This window comes from Cohnella sp. AR92, assembly GCF_003990975.1.
Taxonomy (GTDB): Bacteria; Bacillota; Bacilli; order Paenibacillales; family Paenibacillaceae; genus Cohnella.
The window spans coordinates 414,662-431,926 of the sequence record NZ_RZJR01000003.1 but is presented as its reverse complement, the minus strand read 5'-3'; the positions used below and the strand labels follow the sequence as shown (position 1 = coordinate 431,926).

Sequence of the window (17,265 nt, the reverse complement as noted above, 5' to 3'; positions counted from 1 at the left end):
ATCAGCTCCGCCTATCCTCGTCTGCCTATTCCTGCGATTAATCGCAATTCTCCGGAGCTTCTTCCTTCTGCGCGGCTTCCAGATCCAGCTTCTCGGCGACCGAATCGCGAATGATCGACACGATCGATTGCAGCAAGTAATTCACGTCGGTCTGGCTCTGCTGGAACTGCTGCACGACCGGCATCTGGTCCAGCTCGTCCTGAAGGACGGAGATCTCTTGCTCGATCTTGTCCACCATGGATTGATTCTTGAACGTCGTCTGGAAAGCAACGAGCTCCTTCTGCTTCTTCTTGATCTGGGCGATCAGGCCTTGAATCTTCTCATGGCCTTGCACCAGCTTCTCGGACTTCTGATAGAGAGAGACTTCCTCCGTCGTGGTAATCAGCTGGGCCAGCTCGCGCGCGCGCGCCAGAATATCCTCGCGGACGATAAGCTCCCGGTTGTCGAAGCGAGGAATCACGTATTCGTCGTCGTGGTTGCAGTGCTCATGATCATGGTCGTGCGAATGCTCATGCATTGGCTTCGTTGCGGACATGTCAATAAGTCTCCTTGTATCGGCGAATAGCCCAGGCTATTCGGCGTGTGTGATTGGGGTAGCTATCGTCGGCGCCATCAGGCTCCATGAGACAGCATCGCTTGCTGTGGCGGTTCCGCGGCCTCCGCGCTGATGTACCAAGTCATCGGCTTCGTCACGCGCACCTTCATCAAGTGGCCGATCCATTCCTTCGGTCCCTCGAAGTGAATCAGCTTGTTCGAACGGGTCCTTCCGGAGAGGACGTTCGGGTTGTTCTTGCTCTGCCCTTCGACGAGCACCTCGACAACCTGCCCGTCCAGCTCTCTATTGCTCCTCAGGCTCATCTCGGCGATCAGCTCGTTCAGGCGGTTCAGCCGGTCATGCTTGACGGAGGAAGGAACGCTGTCTTCCATCTCCGCGGCCGGTGTCCCTTCCCTTGGCGAGTAGATGAAGGTGTACGCCATCGAGATCCCCGTCTCGCGAACGAGCGAGAGCGTCTCTTCGAACTGCTCCTCCGTCTCGCCGGGGAATCCGACGATGATGTCGGTCGTGAGGACGGCCTGCGGGATCGCAAGGCGGATCTTACGGACAAGCTCCAGGTAATGCTCTCTCGTATACTTGCGGCTCATCCGCTTCAGCACTTCCGAGCTGCCCGATTGGAACGGGAGATGGATCTGCTCCACCAGGTTGCCGCCCTTGGCGAGCACCTCGATCAAGCGATCGTCGAAGTCGCGGGGATGCGAGGTGGTGAACCGGACTCGCGGAATGTCGATGGAACGGATGTCTTCCATCAGATCCGCGAATCGATAGGTTCGGTCGGTGAAGTCCTTGCCGTAAGCGTTCACGTTCTGCCCCAGCAGCGTGATCTCCTTGAAGCCGCGGCGGGCGAGATCCCTCACCTCCGCCAGGACATCCTCGGGAAGTCGGCTTCGCTCCTTGCCTCTCGTATAAGGAACGATGCAGTAGGTGCAGAACTTGTCGCAGCCGTACATGATGTTGACCCAGGCTCTCATGCCGTCTCGCTTCTTCGGAAGGTTCTCGATAATATCGCCTTCCTTCGACCATACCTCGATGACCATCTCCCTGGAGAAGACCGCATCGCGAAGCAGGAACGGCAGCCGGTGGATGTTATGCGTGCCGAAGATCAGATCGACATAGGGGTTCTGGGTCATCAGGCGGTTCACGACAGCCGCTTCCTGGGACATGCAGCCGCACACGCCGAGAATCAGCCCGGGCTTCTCCAGCTTGAGGCTCTTCAGATGGCCGAGCTCGCCGAACACCTTGTCCTCCGCATTCTCGCGGATCGCGCAGGTGTTGAGAAGGATCACGTCCGCCTGCTTGCGGTCGTCCGTCGAGGTGTAGCCCATCTCCTCAAGCAGGCCGCGCATGACCTCCGTATCGTGCTCGTTCATCTGGCAGCCGTATGTATGAATGGCATAGAACTTGCCGGCGCCAAAGCTCTTCATCTCGGGAGGAACCGCGTTATCGTAATGGATCCGGATCTCTTCCTTGCCCCGCTTCTTCTCGTCTTTGTAGCTGGGGGCGGATTGGATCTGGATATTTCGTCCGTTCAAACGGTAAGTCGTCTTGCCGTCTTCTTGCTTGATGACTTTCGCTCCGCCGAAATCAAAATACTTGGAGTAATCCTTCGTCTCCTTGTCCACTCGTTCGCCACTTCCCCTCGTTTGGCGTCCTTCGTTTCTCTAGTCCTTTTTCCTCTCGACAGCAATAAATTATACCATTTGCGAGGGTGTATTGCCATTCGCTTTCGACGGATTTATCTTGAAGAGGCCCTCCCGGCCGCAACCGGCCAAGGGGACCTCCCGAGTGCTTCCAGCTTGCGGCTCCTACGCGGCGATCTACTCGACGATCTCGCCGAAGTCCCCGGTAGATACGCCGGCCGCATTGCCTTCGTCCGTGTCGATATGCATGTCCAAGGCGAAGTCCGGCGACACGCGCGCGATGACGTTCTCGAACACCAGCCCGCGTTCGCCGCCTACTCTGACCTTCAGCAGCTGCTTGTCCGCGATTCCCCAGCGCTCGGCATCCGACGTGTGGAAGTGGATGTGGCGGGCCGCGACGATCACGCCTTGATCGACGGTCACCTCTCCGGCAGGGCCGACGATGCGGATTCCTGGAGTGCCCGAGATATGGCCGGATTCGCGGACGGGAGGCTGAAGGCCGAGCGAGAACGCGTCCGTCTTCGAGACTTCAAGCTGGGTCGCCTTGCGGGCCGGTCCCAGAATGCGCACCTTGGCGAAGGAGCCCTTCGGGCCGTGAACCGCCACCGTCTCGTTCGCGGCGAATTGGCCGGGCTGCGACAGCGGCTTCAAGACGGTCAGTTCCGCCCCTTCCCCGAACAGAATCGAGATATGCTCTTGCGTCAGGTGGATGTGCCTAGCGGAGACGCCTACGGGTACTTGCTTGATGTCGCTCATTGGGTGATACCGCCTTTGCTGAGAGTAGAGTGTGAAGAAGGCACACGGGAGAGCCCGTGCGCCTTCCGAAGCTTACTTGAATTCGGCAACGAGCTTGTCGAAGTCGCTCTTCGCAAGCGTTAGGTCCTGCTTAGCCAGCGCTTCCGGCTTGAAGCCGACCGCGAGGTCCTCGTACGACTTGCGGCTCTTGTCCTGATAGATCAAGCCCGTCAGCATGCCGCCCGTCTCCATGATCTTGTTCATGGCGGCGATGCGGTTGGACGGATCGTAATCCTCGAATTGATCGAGGTTGACGATGTTCTCCTTGAACCAATCGTACGTGTTGATCTTGTTGAAGGTGACGCACGGGCTGAACACGTTGATCAGCGAGAAGCCCTTGTGCTGCATTCCCGCTTCGATCAAGGCCGTAAGCTGCTTCAGATCGCTCGAGAACGATTGGGCGACGAACGTCGCCCCGGCGGACAGAGCGATCTCGAGCGGAGACAGCGTCGTCTCGATGGAGCCTTCCGGCGTCGACTTCGTCTTGAAGCCTTCGGCGCTGCGCGGCGAGGTTTGCCCCTTCGTCAACCCGTAGATTTGGTTATCCATGACGATGTAGGTGATATCGAGGTTGCGCCGGATCGCATGGACCGTGTGGCCCATCCCGATCGCGAAGCCGTCCCCGTCGCCTCCGGACGCGATAACCGTCAGCTCGCGGTTGGCGAGCTTCACGCCCTGCGCGATCGGAAGGGCGCGGCCGTGGATGCCGTGAAGGCCGTAAGCATTGATGTAGCCCGAGATTCGGCCCGAACAGCCGATGCCGGAGATGACCGCGAGCTGCTCCGGCTCGAGGCCGATGTTCGCCGATGCGCGTTGAATGGCCGCTTGCACGGAGAAGTCCCCGCAGCCCGGACACCAGTTGGGCTTGATGTTGTTGCGGAACTCTTTGAACGTCGCCATCTTATCTCAACTCCTTGCAGGCTTTTTCGATCTCGGAAGGCAGGAACGGCGTTCCGTCGTACTTGAGCAGATTCTCGATCTTGTCGTGATAGCCGACATTCGTCTTGATCAGGTTCGCGAGCTGGCCGGTCGCGTTGTTCTCCAGCACGACGACCTTCTTCGCGCTCCGCAGATGCGGCTCCAGCAGCTCCGAAGGGAACGGGTGCATCTGGCGAACCGTTACGTGGTTCGTGGAGATGCCGGCTTCGTTCAGTCGGCTGCGGGCTTCGTCGATCGTTCCGCCCGTCGATCCCATCGCGACGATTAGCAGCTCCGGCGCTTCGTTAGGGCTGTCCGCCTTGATGGCGTTCGTGACGCGCAGGTTCTTGAGCTTGCCTAGACGCTTCTCCATCATCGCCTTGCGATTGACCGCCGACTCGGAAGGACGTCCTTCCTGATCGTGCTCGACCCCGGTGACATGGTGAATGCCATTCTTGGCGCCGGGGAGCACGCGAGGCGATATGCCGTCCTCCGTAAGCTCGTAGCGCTTGAACATCTTATGGTCTTCCAGCGGCGGAAGATCGCCGGTCGCCAGCTTGCCGCGTTCGATCTTGATTCGGTCGTAATCGAGAGGCTCGCAGGATTGCTTGCCGAGGGACAGCTGCAGGTCCGTTGCCACGATGACCGGCACCTGGTACGTCTCCGCTACGTTGAACGCCTCGATCATGTCGTAGAAGCATTCCTCGATCGTGCTCGGCGCGATGACCACCTTGGGAATCTCTCCATGAGTTCCGTAGATCAGCGCATTGATATCCGATTGCTCCTGCTTCGTCGGCAGCCCGGTCGACGGCCCGCCGCGCTGCGTATCGATAATGACGAGCGGCGTCTCGGTCATGCCGGACAGGCCGATCGCTTCCATCATGAGGGACAGGCCCGGACCCGCGGATGCCGTCATCGTGCGCACGCCCGCGTAATTCGCTCCGATCGCCATCGTCACGGCCGCGATCTCGTCCTCCGTCTGCACGACGGTGCCGCCGAACTTCGGCAGCTTCTTGATCAGGTACTCCATGATCTCGGACGCCGGCGTAATCGGATAGGCCGACATCAGCCTGCAGCCCGCCGCGAGCGAACCGAGGCCCATCGCCTCGTTGCCGATCATGAACAGCTTCTGCTTCCCGTCCGCGTCTTCCAGACGGAATTCTTCGAGCGGTCCGCCAGCCTGCTCCAGAACGAATTCGGCGCCGCGCTTGACCGCTTCGATGTTCTTCTCGACCACGGCCGGTCCCTTGCGTCCGAATTCCTCTTCGACCGCCTTATTGAACACTTCAAGCGGCAGGCCTAGGAGCGCCCAGGAAGCGCCCGAAGCAACCATGTTCTTCATCAAGGAGGTTCCCAGCTCTTCCGCGATCGCCGTAATCGGCACCGCGAACAAGCGGGCGTCGCTTCCCTCCGGAATCGTCGGCGAGAACTTCGCGTCCGCCACGATCACGCCTCCGGTTCTCAGCTCCTTGGCATTCAGGTCGATGCTTTCCTGATCGAAAGCGACCAGTATATCCAGATCGTCCGAGATCGCCCGAATGGGCTTCGTGCTGATCCGGATTTTGTTATTGGTATGTCCGCCCTTGATGCGCGAGGAAAAGTGACGGTACCCATAGAGGTAATAGCCAAGACGATTAAGCGCGGTCGAGAAAATACGGTCGGTGCTCTCTACCCCTTCTCCTTGCTGGCCGCCAATCTTCCATGACAATTGACTGATCACAGTGTCATCTCCTCTTAAACTCTGCTTCGACATGGGAATAAACTTCTATTCTAAGCGAAAATTCCATTCGAATCGAAAACTGCATTTTAATCAAAAACTGCATTCTAACGCAAAACTGCATTTTAACGCAAAACTACATTTTAACGCAAAACTACATTCTAATCGAAACTTCTAGCCATTATCAACCACATAAATTTTATGATTCCAACCTGCAAAATGCAAGCGTTTCTATAGAAAAGAAAGCATAGCTCTTTCGCATGATATTCATTGAATTGCGGCATGGGTCAAGCCCGATAGGACTACCGCTTCGGCAGGTTATCGCGCAGGAACCGGCTGGCGTTCCCGCTGAGGAATCCGCTTACGACGGACTCGGGGTAGCGCTTTAGAAGAGCTTCTGCCAGAGCCGGATAGCCGCCGGGATGAGAGAGTCCGCTCACGTGCGAATCCGTGCCGTCGAAGTCGGAGCCGAAAGCCAGATGCCCCGCTCCCCCCAGCTCGCAGATATGCTCGACATGTCGTAGGACGTCATCGATCCGGACCGTATCCGAGCCCGACAGGAAGTACGGCACGAACGTGATCCCGAGGATCCCGTTCACTTGGATCAAGGCGCGAATCTGATCGTCCGTCAGGTTGCGCGGATGGTTTAAGATCGCTCTCGCATTCGAATGAGAGGCGAAGAACGGACGGGACGCCAGCTCTCTCAGCTCCCAGAATCCCTTCTCGGACAGATGCGATACATCTATTAGAATGCCCAATTTCTCGCATTCTCTGACAAGCTTTCTTCCCGCCGCCGTCAACCCTCCGCCTCGCGGCTCCATCGCCCCGTCCGCCGCCCAATTCGCATGGTTCCAGGTCATGCCGAGCAGCCGCACGCCGAGGCGATGGAGAAGCCTCAGGCTCCACCATTGCCCTCTCAGGCTATCTACGCCTTCCAGCGAGAGCAAGGCGCCGAGCGCCCCCGTCCGTTCCGCCTCCTCCAGATCGCCGGCGGTGCGGATCAGCTTCACTCCCGGCTCCGTCAGCACCTTGGACCAGAACAGTTCCGCTTGATGGAGCGCCGTCTGCGGCTCCATAGGCTCGTCCTCCGGCACGTAGATGGCGAACACTTGCGCATTCACGTTTCCTTCCGCCAGCCGTGCCCTCGTGACATCCAGCTTGCCCTCTTCCTCCGTATGCAGAGTCAGCTTCGGGTCCTTTTGCATTTTATACAGAACATCGCAATGCAGATCTATGACTTTCATCATATCCCTTCTTCCTTTGTTATCGAGAGGGGCGCCCTCAACAAAAAACCTGTCGTCATCGATCCGGCCGAGGGGAATCCTCTCCATGGGCCGAATCGTTGAGAACAGGTTGAGATCTCCAATGCTCTGCCTCTTAACGGGGTTCTACGATCAGCTTGATAGCCGTCCTGTCTTCTCCATCGATGACGATGTCTGTAAAAGCGGGGATGCAAATCAGGTCGACTCCGCTAGGAGCGACGAATCCGCGCGCGATTGCGACCGCCTTGATCGCCTGATTAAGCGCACCTGCACCGATGGCCTGCAATTCAGCTCCTCCGCGTTCGCGAAGGACGCCGGCCAGAGCGCCTGCAACAGAGTTTGGATTGGACTTTGCGGAAACCTTAAGAACTTCCATGACGAGTTCCTCCTCAGGCATCAAAGGATGGGCCCACTAACGGATACTTATTCGGTGAAGATGACAATAATTCCTGCTGCTTAAGAACCGCTTTGTCTCGAATAGGCGAATTATTCTGAATGTTCTATCGAAAAGTGGGCGAGAGCCAAGTTACGCCTGCGAATAGTCCCCCGTGCAAAGCAAGAACGCGATCGCTTCCGCGTCGCGTTCCGCCGTCTCGCCGGTTACCGAACCGGATGATCGTATGTCCTATTCGGCTATCCAAGAGTCCTCATCCACCCGAATGGTCTGAATCTTCGTGGCGCGTCCCGTCGCTTCGTCGATCTCGACGCATAAGCCGCTCAGAATCCACTTCGTCTCCGCGACCTGGAATCGGGTCGGAAGGCCCGTCAGGAACTTATGGATCACGCCGTCTTTCTCCATCCCCAGCACGCCGTCGCGCGGCCCCGTCATCCCCGCGTCCGTCAGGTACGCGGTACCGCCAGGCAGGATTCGATCGTCGTTCGTCTGAACGTGGGTATGCGTGCCTACCACCAGCGAAGCGCGGCCGTCGAGGTACCAGCCCATCGCGATCTTCTCGCTTGTCGCCTCGGCATGGAAGTCGACCAGGATGCACTTGTGCTTCGCCCTCAGGCTGTCCACGATCTCGTCCGCCATGCGGAACGGGTCTTCGGAAGGCGGCAGGAACGTGCGCCCGATCAGGTTGACGATCGCCAATTCCCTCGAACCGACCTTGATGACGGTGTAGCCTCGGCCCGGCGTGCCTGGCGCAAGGTTGGCCGGACGCACCATCCGCTTCTCGTCGTCGATGAATTCGAAGATCTCGCGGTTGTCCCACGTGTGGTTGCCCATCGTAATGCCATGGACTCCCCAATCGAACAGGTCGCGCGTGATCGAAGCGTTGATGCCTCTGCCTCCCGCCGCATTCTCGCCGTTCGCGATAATGATATGCGGCTGGTATTTATTTTTAATCCATGGCAGCAGGCGCTTGACCGCGTCGCGGCCGACATTGCCTACGATATCGCCAATGAATACGACTTTCATCGCTTGCTCTCCTCTCGCTCGTACAAAAAGGGAAGAAGTGGCCGCCGAAATCCGCAGCCACTTCTTCATCCTTCCCAGAAATTACTTCGCGTACTCGACCGCGCGCGTCTCGCGAATGACCGTGACCTTGATATGTCCCGGATAATCGAGCTCTCCCTCGATCTTCTTCGTGATGTCGCGAGCCAATCGGAACGCTTCCGCGTCGTCGATCTTCTCCGGCTGAACCATGACGCGAACCTCGCGTCCGGCTTGAATCGCGTAAGACTTGTCTACGCCCTCGAACGACTCGGAGATCTCCTCCAGCTTCTCGAGGCGCTTGATGTAAGTCTCCAGCGTCTCGCGTCTTGCTCCCGGTCGCGCCGCGCTGAGCGCGTCTGCGGCTCCGACGAGCATCGCGATAACGGAGGTCGCTTCCACGTCGCCGTGGTGAGACGCGATACTGTTGATGACAACGGGATGCTCTTTGTACTTCTTCGCCAATTCCACGCCAATCTCGACATGCGAACCTTCCACTTCGTGGTCGAGGGCTTTGCCGATATCATGCAGCAACCCGGCGCGTTTGGCTAGCGTAATGTCTTCTCCGAGCTCCGCCGCCATCAGTCCCGTCAGATACGCTACTTCCATCGAGTGCTTCAGCACGTTCTGGCCATAGCTCGTCCGGAACTTCAGTCTGCCCAGAATCTTGATCAGATCCGGGTGCAAGCCATGCACGCCCACTTCGAACGTCGCCTGCTCCCCGTATTCGCGAATTCTCTCGTCCACTTCCTTGCGGGACTTCTCGACCATCTCCTCGATGCGGGCCGGATGGATACGTCCATCGGCAACCAGCTTCTCGAGGGAGGTGCGGGCAATCTCGCGGCGAATGGGATCGAACCCGGACAAGATAACGGCTTCCGGGGTATCGTCGATGATGAGATCGATCCCTGTCAGCGTCTCGAGCGCGCGGATATTGCGTCCTTCGCGGCCGATGATGCGGCCCTTCATCTCTTCGTTAGGCAGCGACACGACCGATACGGTCGTCTCCGCCACATGATCCGCCGCGCAGCGCTGGATCGCGAGAGAGATAATATCCCGGGCGCGCTTGTCGGCTTCTTCCTTGGCCTGTTGTTCAATATCCTTGATCAACTGTGCGGTCTCATGGCGTACTTCCTGCTCCACCGTCGACAGAATCAGCTGCTTCGCGTCTTCCATCGTCAGGTTCGAGATCCGCTCCAGCTCCGTGATCTGCTGCTTATGAAGCGATTCAATCTGATCTTGGATCTCTTCGACTCGTTTCTCCTTGCTGGCGACTTGCTCCTCCTTACGCTCCAACGCTTCGATCTTGCGATCCAGCGACTCTTCCTTCTGAACCAATCTTCTCTCTTGGCGTTGGATCTCGTTGCGCCGTTCGCGAATATCGCGCTCGGCTTCATTACGGAGCTTGTGCACCTCGTCTTTGGCTTCCAGCACCGTCTCCTTGCGAGCGGCATCCGCTTCCTTCTTCGCATTGTCGACGATCTGGCGGGCTGCCTGCTCAGCGCTGGAAATCTTCGCTTCCGCAATGGATTTGCGTACCGCATAACCGATCCCAAAGAAAAGCGCGCCAACAACGATGACGATCAAGACCCAGATATAAGCTGGCATGGTCTTTCACCTCCTCGTTGCATCACCAAGGCAAACGCTTGGGATACTTATGAAATTGTTGGCCGGTTTCTAAACCGAATTAATCTTCTGTCGGTAAAAAAGTCGAAAATTCGTGTTCCGAATCGTTTTTTGGAAGGAAAAAGGGTTCGGAAAAAGGATATGGAATACAGCTTCATTGTATCTTTTGTGAAAATGGATTGTCAAGCAAACCAAAACTAGCTCTGCCTTATCCTCCCAGCTTCAGGAACCTTCCTTGGCTCGGTCGTTTCGACAGCATGCCTAACGGCCTATTTCGCTTCGTTCAGTCGCTCTCGAACCTGTCCTCCGAATTCTCGAGGGAGTAATCCCATTCGTCCCCTTCTTCGTTCCAGGAAGACGACTCTCCGTTCCGTTCCTCCCATTCGTCCGCCGCCCTGCGTACGGCTTCCACCGCGATCGACGTCGGATAGCCTCTCCGAAGCAGCATGCCCAACAGCTTGTGCTCCCTCTCCCGTCGTTTCTCTCCTTTGACGCTTGGCCACTTCTTCCGGGCCAGCTCGAGAGCGGCGCTTCGTTCGGCATCGGAGTCAAGGGCCGAGATCGCCTCGTCCACGTCCTGTTTCCCGACGCCTCGGGTCCTCAGCTGCTGTCTGACGAGACGGCTTCCTTTGCGCTGATTGCGGATCTTCTGATCGGCGAACCTTATCGCATAGTCGGCGTCGTTGATTAAACGCTGCTTAGCGAGGCGTTCCAGGCAGTTCTCTATGGCTTCTGCCTCGTACCCTTTGCGCTTAAGGGCTTGCTCCAATTCTTTACGTGTCCGTGCTTTGCGGTCCAACAGCAGAAGCGCGGAGCGATAAGCCTGCTCCACCTGCTCCGTGCGCTTCAACCCTTCCCATTCCTCGGAAGTCAGCCTTCTGCCCTTCAGCAGCCTCCAGGCGACCATCGTATCTTCATGCACAAGAAGGAGCTCGCTCTCGCCGCCGTTCTCGAGAACCGCGGCGATCCGGTACATGGATGATCTTCTGGTATCGGCCTCCACGCCGACAACGACGGCATGGACGGCGGAAGACTTCCCCCCAGCTTTCAGGTTACCCTGGTTGGCCGTGTGCTCATCCATTCCTGTTCCCTCCTGGCTGTATAACCTTGGCCTTCTTTATGCGCGAAGGGCACCCGCCGGCAAGCGGATGCCCCTCCTTCCTAACTTCTTACTCCAGTTCGCCGAACTCGCTGTCTTCCTCGTCCTCTTGCGCGGCAAGGGATGCTCCGGCCGCCGCGGACTTGCTGATCGCTTCCGAGCTTAACGTCTGACCGCGGATCTGCTGTTCGATCTGCTCGGCCAGAGCCGGATTGTCCTTCAAGAATTGCTTGGAATTCTCGCGGCCTTGGCCGAGTCGCTCGCCGCCGTAAGAGAACCAGGCTCCGCTCTTCTGAACGATATCCAGTTCCGTTCCGATATCGATGATGCTGCCTTCGCGGGAGATGCCTTCGCCGTACATGATGTCCAGCTCCGCTTGCTTAAACGGAGGCGCGACTTTGTTCTTAACGACCTTGATGCGCGTGCGGTTACCGACCACGTCGTTCCCTTGCTTGATCGATTCGATACGGCGCACGTCGAGCCGAACGCTCGCATAGAACTTCAGGGCGCGTCCGCCTGGCGTCGTCTCCGGATTGCCGAACATGACGCCGACCTTCTCGCGAAGCTGGTTGATGAAGATGGCGATCGACTTCGACTTGCTGATCGCGCCGGAGAGCTTCCGCATCGCCTGCGACATCAGGCGAGCCTGCAAGCCGACGAAGGAATCCCCCATGTCGCCCTCGATCTCGGCCTTCGGCACGAGCGCGGCTACGGAGTCGACAACGATGATGTCGACCGCGCCGCTGCGTACGAGCGCTTCGGCGATCTCCAGCGCCTGTTCGCCGGTGTCCGGCTGGCTGAGCAGGAGCTCGTCGATGTTGACGCCCAGGTTGCGGGCATAGATCGGATCCAGCGCGTGCTCGGCGTCGATGAACGCCGCTTGGCCTCCGGCCTTCTGCACTTCCGCGATCGCGTGCAGCGCAACGGTCGTCTTACCGGAAGATTCCGGTCCGTAAACTTCGATAATGCGTCCCCGAGGGAATCCGCCGATTCCCAAGGCAATATCCAACGCAAGGGCACCGCTCGAGTACGTCTCTACTTGAAGCTGAGCTTGCTCTCCCAATTTCATGATAGAACCCTTGCCGAATTGCTTCTCAATCTGGCGCAAGGCCATTTCTAATGCGGCGCGACGATCGGACAACACACCCACATCCTTATCTCATTTGATAGTGTTATCATACCTTTTTTTGATTCGTTTGCCAAGCTTTTTGCGAACATTCGTTCGATTTATCTCTATAAAAAAACCGCAGCAAAGTAATCTTCGCTACGGTTCTTCCGCAACTTTCTATCTAAACTTATCATAGCGGGCGTTCACTGACAAGCTTTTTTAGCGAAAAATGTCATATCTTCGTTACGTTTCGACATGAATCTGTAACAATCCGCATAGGACTTCGGGAGGAGAGCGGCTCCGGTATCCGAATCGTTACTCTTTGACGAATTCGCCCTGCCCCGTGAGAGTCAGCCACAGCAGGTATAACGCCCGCTTCGTAGCCCGAATGCGGATGCCCTCCCGATCCCCGCTCAGCTGAAGCTTCTCGACCTTGACGCCCTTGCCCTTCTCCGACAGGCCGACATAGACGAGCCCGACCGGCTTGCCTTCGGAGCCGGCCGGCCCCGCTACTCCGGTCACGGACAACGCGAAGTCGCTGTCCGCCGCCCGCCTCATGCCTTCCGCCATCGCGGCGGCCGTCTCGGAGCTGACCGCGCCGGGAGCGTTCGGACCCTCGAGAAGCGTAAGCGGCACTCCGAGCTGCTTATGCTTGACCTCGTTGCTGTAGCTGACGACGCCGCCCAGGAACGCGTCCGCGCTTCCGGGCACCGTCGTCAGCGAGGCGGCGATCATCCCGCCCGTGCAGCTCTCGGCCAGCGTGACCGTCTGCCTGCGGCGCGTCAGCAGCCGGATTACGGCCGCCTCCAGCGGAATGTCCTCTTCCGCGTAGAGATAGCGCTCCGTTCTGGCGCGGATCGCCTGCAGCGTCGGCTCGAGCCGCCTGGCCGCCTCCTCCTCGCTGCTGGCTTTGGTCGACACGCGGATGCAGACCTCCCCTTCCTTCGCGTAAGGCGCGATCGTCGGATCGGTCTGGCCGCGGATCAGATCCATCAGCAGCTCCTCAAGAGCCGACTCGCCGATGCCGGCGAACTTCAGCATGACGGAGCGCAGCGCGGCGGATTCCCCCAGCAGCTTGCGAAGCCAGTCGGATCCGTCGTTGTCGAACATCGGCTTCATCTCGCGCGGCGGCCCCGGAAGCAGCAAGTAATGCTTGCCGTCCGCGGACAAGGCATTGCCCACCGCAAGGCCCGTATCGTTGCGCAGCGGCAGAGCGCCGTCGATCAGCATCGCTTGGCGGCGGTTGCTCTCGATCAGCTCCGCGCTCCGTCCCGCGAACATCTCCTCGATCTTGCGCAGAGACGGCTCGTGCAGGCCGATCCCGCGCCCGAGGTCGGCTGCCAGCGCATCGCGGGTCAGGTCGTCCAGCGTCGGTCCCAGGCCGCCCGTGAAGACAAGCAGATCCGCCCGGCTTCTTGCAATCTGAATGGCTTGGCGCAGACGCGCCTCATTATCGCCCACCACGGTCTGATAATAAACGTCAATGCCCAGCTCTGCCAGGCCTTGCGACAGATACTGGGCGTTGGTGTTGACGATCTGGCCGAGGAGCAGTTCGGTACCGACTGCCAGGATCTCAGCTCTCATACGTTGCGACGCACCTCTTTTTTAGCCGAACCGGGAGGCTGGTTCGAAGATTCGACGATCAAGGTCTTGTTCTTGACGAAGTAATCGATGCCGGAGTACACCGTAATAAGCGCGGCCGCCCAGATGACGATCGTATCGACCGGGACGTGAATGAACTCGAACGGAAGATTGTTCAGCAGGATCACCACGATCATCGCGATCTGAATCGTCGTCTTCCACTTGCCCCACTTGCTCGCGGCCAGAACGACTCCTTCAAGCAGAGCGATCTGCCGCAGGCCGGTTACGGCCCATTCGCGGCTGATAATGACGATGGCGACCCAAGCATCCAGCTTATCCATCTCGACGAGCGAGATCAGAACGGCTCCGATGAGCAGCTTGTCGGCCAGCGGATCCAGCAGCTTGCCGAGATTCGTTACGATCTTGCGTTTGCGGGCGATGTAGCCGTCCAGCCCGTCCGTGCTGGCTGCCAAGATGAATAGCACGAGAGCGAAAATCTGGTTGTACGAGATGGAATAGCTCCCGATCGTCAGCGGTTGAACGTCAAGCTTGACCAGCAGGAAGAAGGCAACGATCGGAACGAGGAAGATCCGCGCCAACGTAATTCGATTCGCAAGATTCACGCCATTCCCCTCCCCGAACCGTCTTGAATTTCCCGCAGGACGTTCCCGCTGGAACGACGCGAACGCGCGCTGCCGTCAGATGGCATAGAGCCGTTAATCAAAATCATGGATGCTTGCCCCCAAAAATGTTCTCCGGATCATCCCCGCATTGCAGACGAGAACGGAACGTAAGTATAGTCGAAGCCCTGAGCTTGGCGCCGAGCGGCGCCGGTTTAGCGATAGTTGACGAATTGCAGCTCCAGCGGGAGTCCCGCTCCGCGCAGCAGATTCATCGCCGCCTGCAGATCGTCTTTGCTCTTGCCGGTAATCCGAAGCTGATCGCCTTGGATCTGGCTCTTGATCTTGAGCTTGGAATCCCGGATCAGGACGTTAATCTTCTTCGCATTCTCCTGGTCGATGCCTTGCTTCATCTTGATCTGCTGCCGGACCGTTCCGCCCGATGCCGACTCCACCTTGCCGTAATCCAGATTCAAGATCGGCACGCCGCGCTTGACCAGCTTCGTCTGAAGAATGTCGATGACGCTCTTCAGCTTGTAATCGTCGTCGGAAGCGACGTTAAGCGCCTCGCCTTCGAGCTTGATGCTGCTCTTGCTGCCTTTGAAGTCGAATCGCGTCTCGATCTCCTTCATGGCCTGAATGACCGCGTTGTTCACTTCTTGCATGTCGACTTTGGATACGATGTCGAAAGAATACTCCGATGCCATATGTAAAAGTCATCCTTTCCAGGCTCATTATCATTACCATTATAATCATTTTCTCGCCGCAAGTAAAAAGCTCCGTACAAAAAAACGAAAGCCCCTTAGCGGGGGCCTTCTGCTTGGTTTGACATTATTACCGGCTGCGAGCCGGACTACGGAACATGTCGAGGATCCCTAGCACGATCCAGGCCAGACCGAATCCGAGTATTCCATAGCCGTAAGCGTGAGGTGTCATGTACCACCCGATCAGGCTGACGATGATGCCGATCGCGCATACAATCCAGCTAGTCGCCATGCGGAGATCCGCCCCTTTGGGAAGTTGAAGTTAGCTTCCTCATTGTTCCCTAGGGGGCTTCTCTTCATACTTCGCCGCATGCGAGGAAGGTTATGGCGCCGTTCCGTCCGTATCGCCCGCGTCTCCGGCTGCGTCGGTTGACGCCGGCGAGAACAAGAACTTCTTGGAACCGGCTTTGTCCCCGTCGTCGACCGGGATTCCGTCGATCGTAATCACGACGTTGCTGGCCATTCCGATATTTACGTAAAGCGGTTTGTCCTGAAGCGTGAATATTAGCGGATCCTGATTCTTAGGGGTTCCATTATACAGCGCTTTGCCTGTTTTATTGTTCTCATTAACCCCGATCCAGCTCTTGTTCGAGACGATCTTAAGCTCGTGCGGCGTACCGCCAGGAGATACCTCATATCTGGCTTCGCCGCGAGGAGTTGTCTCCTTCAAAGTCAATTGCGTCGTCGGGGTCGCGCTAGGTGGAGGCGTCGATTCCGATGGCGGCGGCGTTACGGAAGAAGACGGGGAAGGCGTTGCAGGCGGGGGCGACGTCTCCTGGGTAATCGCCGTATCCCTGTCCGACTTCTCCGGATCGGAGTCCGAGTTCTGAACGAAATAGAAATAGATGACCGCGATAATAAGCAGAGGGAACAGCCACATCAGCATCGTGACGGCCAGCTTGCCCCACTTGTCGTTATGTTGAACCGTACGGCTCTTAGGCTTGATCATGGCTTCCGGCGCGGCGGTCTCCGCGGCGACCGGCTTCGGAAGTTCTTTATGATAAAGGCGCAGAACTTCTTCGGCGTCGAGACCGACCGTTTCCGCGTAGGTTTTGACGAATGCCCGCACATAGAAGGAGCCCGGAAGCACTTTGTAATCCCCAAGCTCGATCGCTTCCAAGTATCGCTTGCGGATCTTGGTCGCTTCCTGGATATCGTCGAGCGTATATCCTCGCTGCTCTCTCGCTTTACGCAGCAGCAATCCCAAATCCGACATCGATCTCACCTCCGTTAAGGGCTTGTTCAACTTGAGTGCCAATCATAAGAAGTCCATTCACCTGTCAACTATCCTTTGCAAGTATTCGTGAATAATTCCGGACAAGCAGCAATGCCTTAGGAAACGATATCTCAGAAGTCCCCGTCAAGTCCCGCGGTCGTGAAATTCTCGTATGTAATTTCCTCGTCGGGCGTATTGCGAAGCTCGATGATGCAGTCGAAGTCGTCATAGTCGAACTCGGATTCCCGGACGAAAATGTCCGGATGCTCGATGACCTTGGTGGACGGCATCGCCATGAGTTCCTGAAGCAGCTGGTGATGCTTCTCGTTGGAACGGATCGTGCTGACGATCCCGTCGATGATGAAGACGTTGTTCGGATTCATCTCGTCTTCGGACAACTGGCTGCGTACCGTCTGGCGGAGCAGCGTGGAAGAGACGAAAGTCCAGCGCTTGTTAGCGCAGACGCTGCCCGCGATAATCGATTCCGTCTTTCCGACCCGAGGCATCCCTCTAAGCCCGATAACCTGATTGCCTTCGGCCTTGAACAATTCGCCCAGAAAGTCGACGAGCAAGCCCAGATCGCTTCTCGTGAAGCGGAACGTCTTGCCGTCGGACGAATCCCTCTCGATATAGGTTCCGTGGCGAATCGCCAAAATATCCGTCAAACGAGGAGGACGCAGGGTAATGATGGAGATATTCTCGACCTTGGCCAGCATCTTGCCCAGAAGCTCGATTTTCTCATCGTCGTCCGTCTGCAGCAGAAGCCCGCGAGTCCGATCCTCGACGCCGTTAATCGTAATGATATTCACTTCGAGCATCCCGAGCAGGGATGCCAAATCTCCTAGAAGACCGGGACGATTCTTGTGAATCTTATATTCCATGTACCATTGTTTCTTCTCCATGAACGCACCTCAACGATCAGACTTCC

17 protein-coding genes are annotated in these 17,265 nt (G+C 57.5%); all 17 read right to left on the bottom strand.

From position 1 onward, the window contains the following. Positions 1–37 precede the first annotated feature (37 nt). Complete coding sequence (locus ELR57_RS06900) at positions 38–535, bottom strand: YlbF/YmcA family competence regulator (RefSeq protein WP_126958278.1); 498 nt, start codon at positions 533–535, stop codon at positions 38–40. Positions 536–612: 77 nt separating this feature from the next. Beyond that, entirely contained in the window at positions 613–2,178 is a 1,566-nt protein-coding gene (miaB, locus tag ELR57_RS06895) for a tRNA (N6-isopentenyl adenosine(37)-C2)-methylthiotransferase MiaB (RefSeq protein WP_126958277.1), read from the bottom strand. 195 nt (positions 2,179–2,373) lie between these two features. Further along, positions 2,374–2,952, bottom strand: coding sequence for a phosphate propanoyltransferase (gene pduL / locus ELR57_RS06890; protein ID WP_126958276.1), 579 nt, complete (start codon positions 2,950–2,952; stop codon positions 2,374–2,376). A 72-nt stretch (positions 2,953–3,024) separates the two neighbouring features. Continuing rightward, a complete protein-coding gene (locus ELR57_RS06885; protein WP_126958275.1) occupies positions 3,025–3,891 on the bottom strand; it encodes a 2-oxoacid:ferredoxin oxidoreductase subunit beta in 867 nt (288 codons plus the stop codon). A gap of 1 nt (position 3,892) precedes the next feature. After that, entirely contained in the window at positions 3,893–5,629 is a 1,737-nt protein-coding gene (locus ELR57_RS06880) for a 2-oxoacid:acceptor oxidoreductase subunit alpha (protein WP_126958274.1), read from the bottom strand. Positions 5,630–5,928: 299 nt separating this feature from the next. Then, complete coding sequence (locus tag ELR57_RS06875; RefSeq protein WP_126958273.1) at positions 5,929–6,873, bottom strand: dipeptidase; 945 nt, start codon at positions 6,871–6,873, stop codon at positions 5,929–5,931. A 130-nt stretch (positions 6,874–7,003) separates the two neighbouring features. Then, positions 7,004–7,264, bottom strand: a complete 261-nt coding sequence (locus tag ELR57_RS06870) for a stage V sporulation protein S (RefSeq protein WP_006211249.1) — start codon at positions 7,262–7,264, stop codon at positions 7,004–7,006. A gap of 249 nt (positions 7,265–7,513) precedes the next feature. Then, a complete protein-coding gene (locus ELR57_RS06865) occupies positions 7,514–8,308 on the bottom strand; it encodes a TIGR00282 family metallophosphoesterase (RefSeq protein WP_126958272.1) in 795 nt (264 codons plus the stop codon). Positions 8,309–8,389: 81 nt separating this feature from the next. Then, complete coding sequence (gene rny, locus ELR57_RS06860; RefSeq protein ID WP_126958271.1) at positions 8,390–9,931, bottom strand: ribonuclease Y; 1,542 nt, start codon at positions 9,929–9,931, stop codon at positions 8,390–8,392. 301 nt (positions 9,932–10,232) lie between these two features. Continuing rightward, positions 10,233–11,030 carry a regulatory protein RecX gene (locus ELR57_RS06855; protein ID WP_126958270.1) on the bottom strand — a complete coding sequence of 266 codons (798 nt, stop codon included), beginning with the start codon at positions 11,028–11,030 and terminating at the stop codon, positions 10,233–10,235. 88 nt (positions 11,031–11,118) lie between these two features. After that, positions 11,119–12,189, bottom strand: coding sequence for a recombinase RecA (gene recA / locus ELR57_RS06850; RefSeq protein WP_126958269.1), 1,071 nt, complete (start codon positions 12,187–12,189; stop codon positions 11,119–11,121). Positions 12,190–12,471: 282 nt separating this feature from the next. Then, positions 12,472–13,740 (bottom strand): competence/damage-inducible protein A, encoded by a 1,269-nt coding sequence (locus ELR57_RS06845; RefSeq protein WP_126958268.1) that lies wholly within the window; start codon positions 13,738–13,740, stop codon positions 12,472–12,474. Next, complete coding sequence (gene pgsA / locus ELR57_RS06840) at positions 13,737–14,360, bottom strand: CDP-diacylglycerol--glycerol-3-phosphate 3-phosphatidyltransferase (RefSeq protein ID WP_126958267.1); 624 nt, start codon at positions 14,358–14,360, stop codon at positions 13,737–13,739. The genes ELR57_RS06845 and pgsA overlap by 4 nt, the downstream gene beginning before the upstream one ends. 212 nt (positions 14,361–14,572) lie before the next feature. Then, a complete protein-coding gene (locus ELR57_RS06835; RefSeq protein WP_126958266.1) occupies positions 14,573–15,064 on the bottom strand; it encodes a YajQ family cyclic di-GMP-binding protein in 492 nt (163 codons plus the stop codon). 127 nt (positions 15,065–15,191) lie between these two features. Continuing rightward, the gene (locus ELR57_RS28065) at positions 15,192–15,353 is read right to left on the bottom strand and encodes a hypothetical protein (protein WP_192896528.1); all 162 of its coding nucleotides are present in this window, start codon (positions 15,351–15,353) and stop codon (positions 15,192–15,194) included. 90 nt (positions 15,354–15,443) lie between these two features. Then, positions 15,444–16,337 carry a helix-turn-helix domain-containing protein gene (locus tag ELR57_RS28060; protein ID WP_192896527.1) on the bottom strand — a complete coding sequence of 298 codons (894 nt, stop codon included), beginning with the start codon at positions 16,335–16,337 and terminating at the stop codon, positions 15,444–15,446. 131 nt (positions 16,338–16,468) lie between these two features. Beyond that, positions 16,469–17,239, bottom strand: a complete 771-nt coding sequence (locus ELR57_RS06825; RefSeq protein WP_126958265.1) for a DUF3388 domain-containing protein — start codon at positions 17,237–17,239, stop codon at positions 16,469–16,471. Positions 17,240–17,265: the final 26 nt, after the last annotated feature.

Coding starts and splice junctions, on each gene's coding strand:
- ELR57_RS06855 (WP_126958270.1), bottom strand. CDS start 11,030: ATGGATGAGCACACGGCCAACCAGGGTAACCTGAAAGCTGGGGGGAAG.
- pduL (WP_126958276.1), bottom strand. CDS start 2,952: ATGAGCGACATCAAGCAAGTACCCGTAGGCGTCTCCGCTAGGCACATC.
- ELR57_RS06870 (WP_006211249.1), bottom strand. CDS start 7,264: ATGGAAGTTCTTAAGGTTTCCGCAAAGTCCAATCCAAACTCTGTTGCA.
- ELR57_RS06835 (WP_126958266.1), bottom strand. CDS start 15,064: ATGGCATCGGAGTATTCTTTCGACATCGTATCCAAAGTCGACATGCAA.
- ELR57_RS06900 (WP_126958278.1), bottom strand. CDS start 535: ATGTCCGCAACGAAGCCAATGCATGAGCATTCGCACGACCATGATCAT.
- ELR57_RS06845 (WP_126958268.1), bottom strand. CDS start 13,740: ATGAGAGCTGAGATCCTGGCAGTCGGTACCGAACTGCTCCTCGGCCAG.
- ELR57_RS28065 (WP_192896528.1), bottom strand. CDS start 15,353: ATGGCGACTAGCTGGATTGTATGCGCGATCGGCATCATCGTCAGCCTG.
- ELR57_RS06885 (WP_126958275.1), bottom strand. CDS start 3,891: ATGGCGACGTTCAAAGAGTTCCGCAACAACATCAAGCCCAACTGGTGT.
- ELR57_RS28060 (WP_192896527.1), bottom strand. CDS start 16,337: ATGTCGGATTTGGGATTGCTGCTGCGTAAAGCGAGAGAGCAGCGAGGA.
- rny (WP_126958271.1), bottom strand. CDS start 9,931: ATGCCAGCTTATATCTGGGTCTTGATCGTCATCGTTGTTGGCGCGCTT.
- ELR57_RS06875 (WP_126958273.1), bottom strand. CDS start 6,873: ATGATGAAAGTCATAGATCTGCATTGCGATGTTCTGTATAAAATGCAA.
- ELR57_RS06825 (WP_126958265.1), bottom strand. CDS start 17,239: ATGGAGAAGAAACAATGGTACATGGAATATAAGATTCACAAGAATCGT.
- ELR57_RS06865 (WP_126958272.1), bottom strand. CDS start 8,308: ATGAAAGTCGTATTCATTGGCGATATCGTAGGCAATGTCGGCCGCGAC.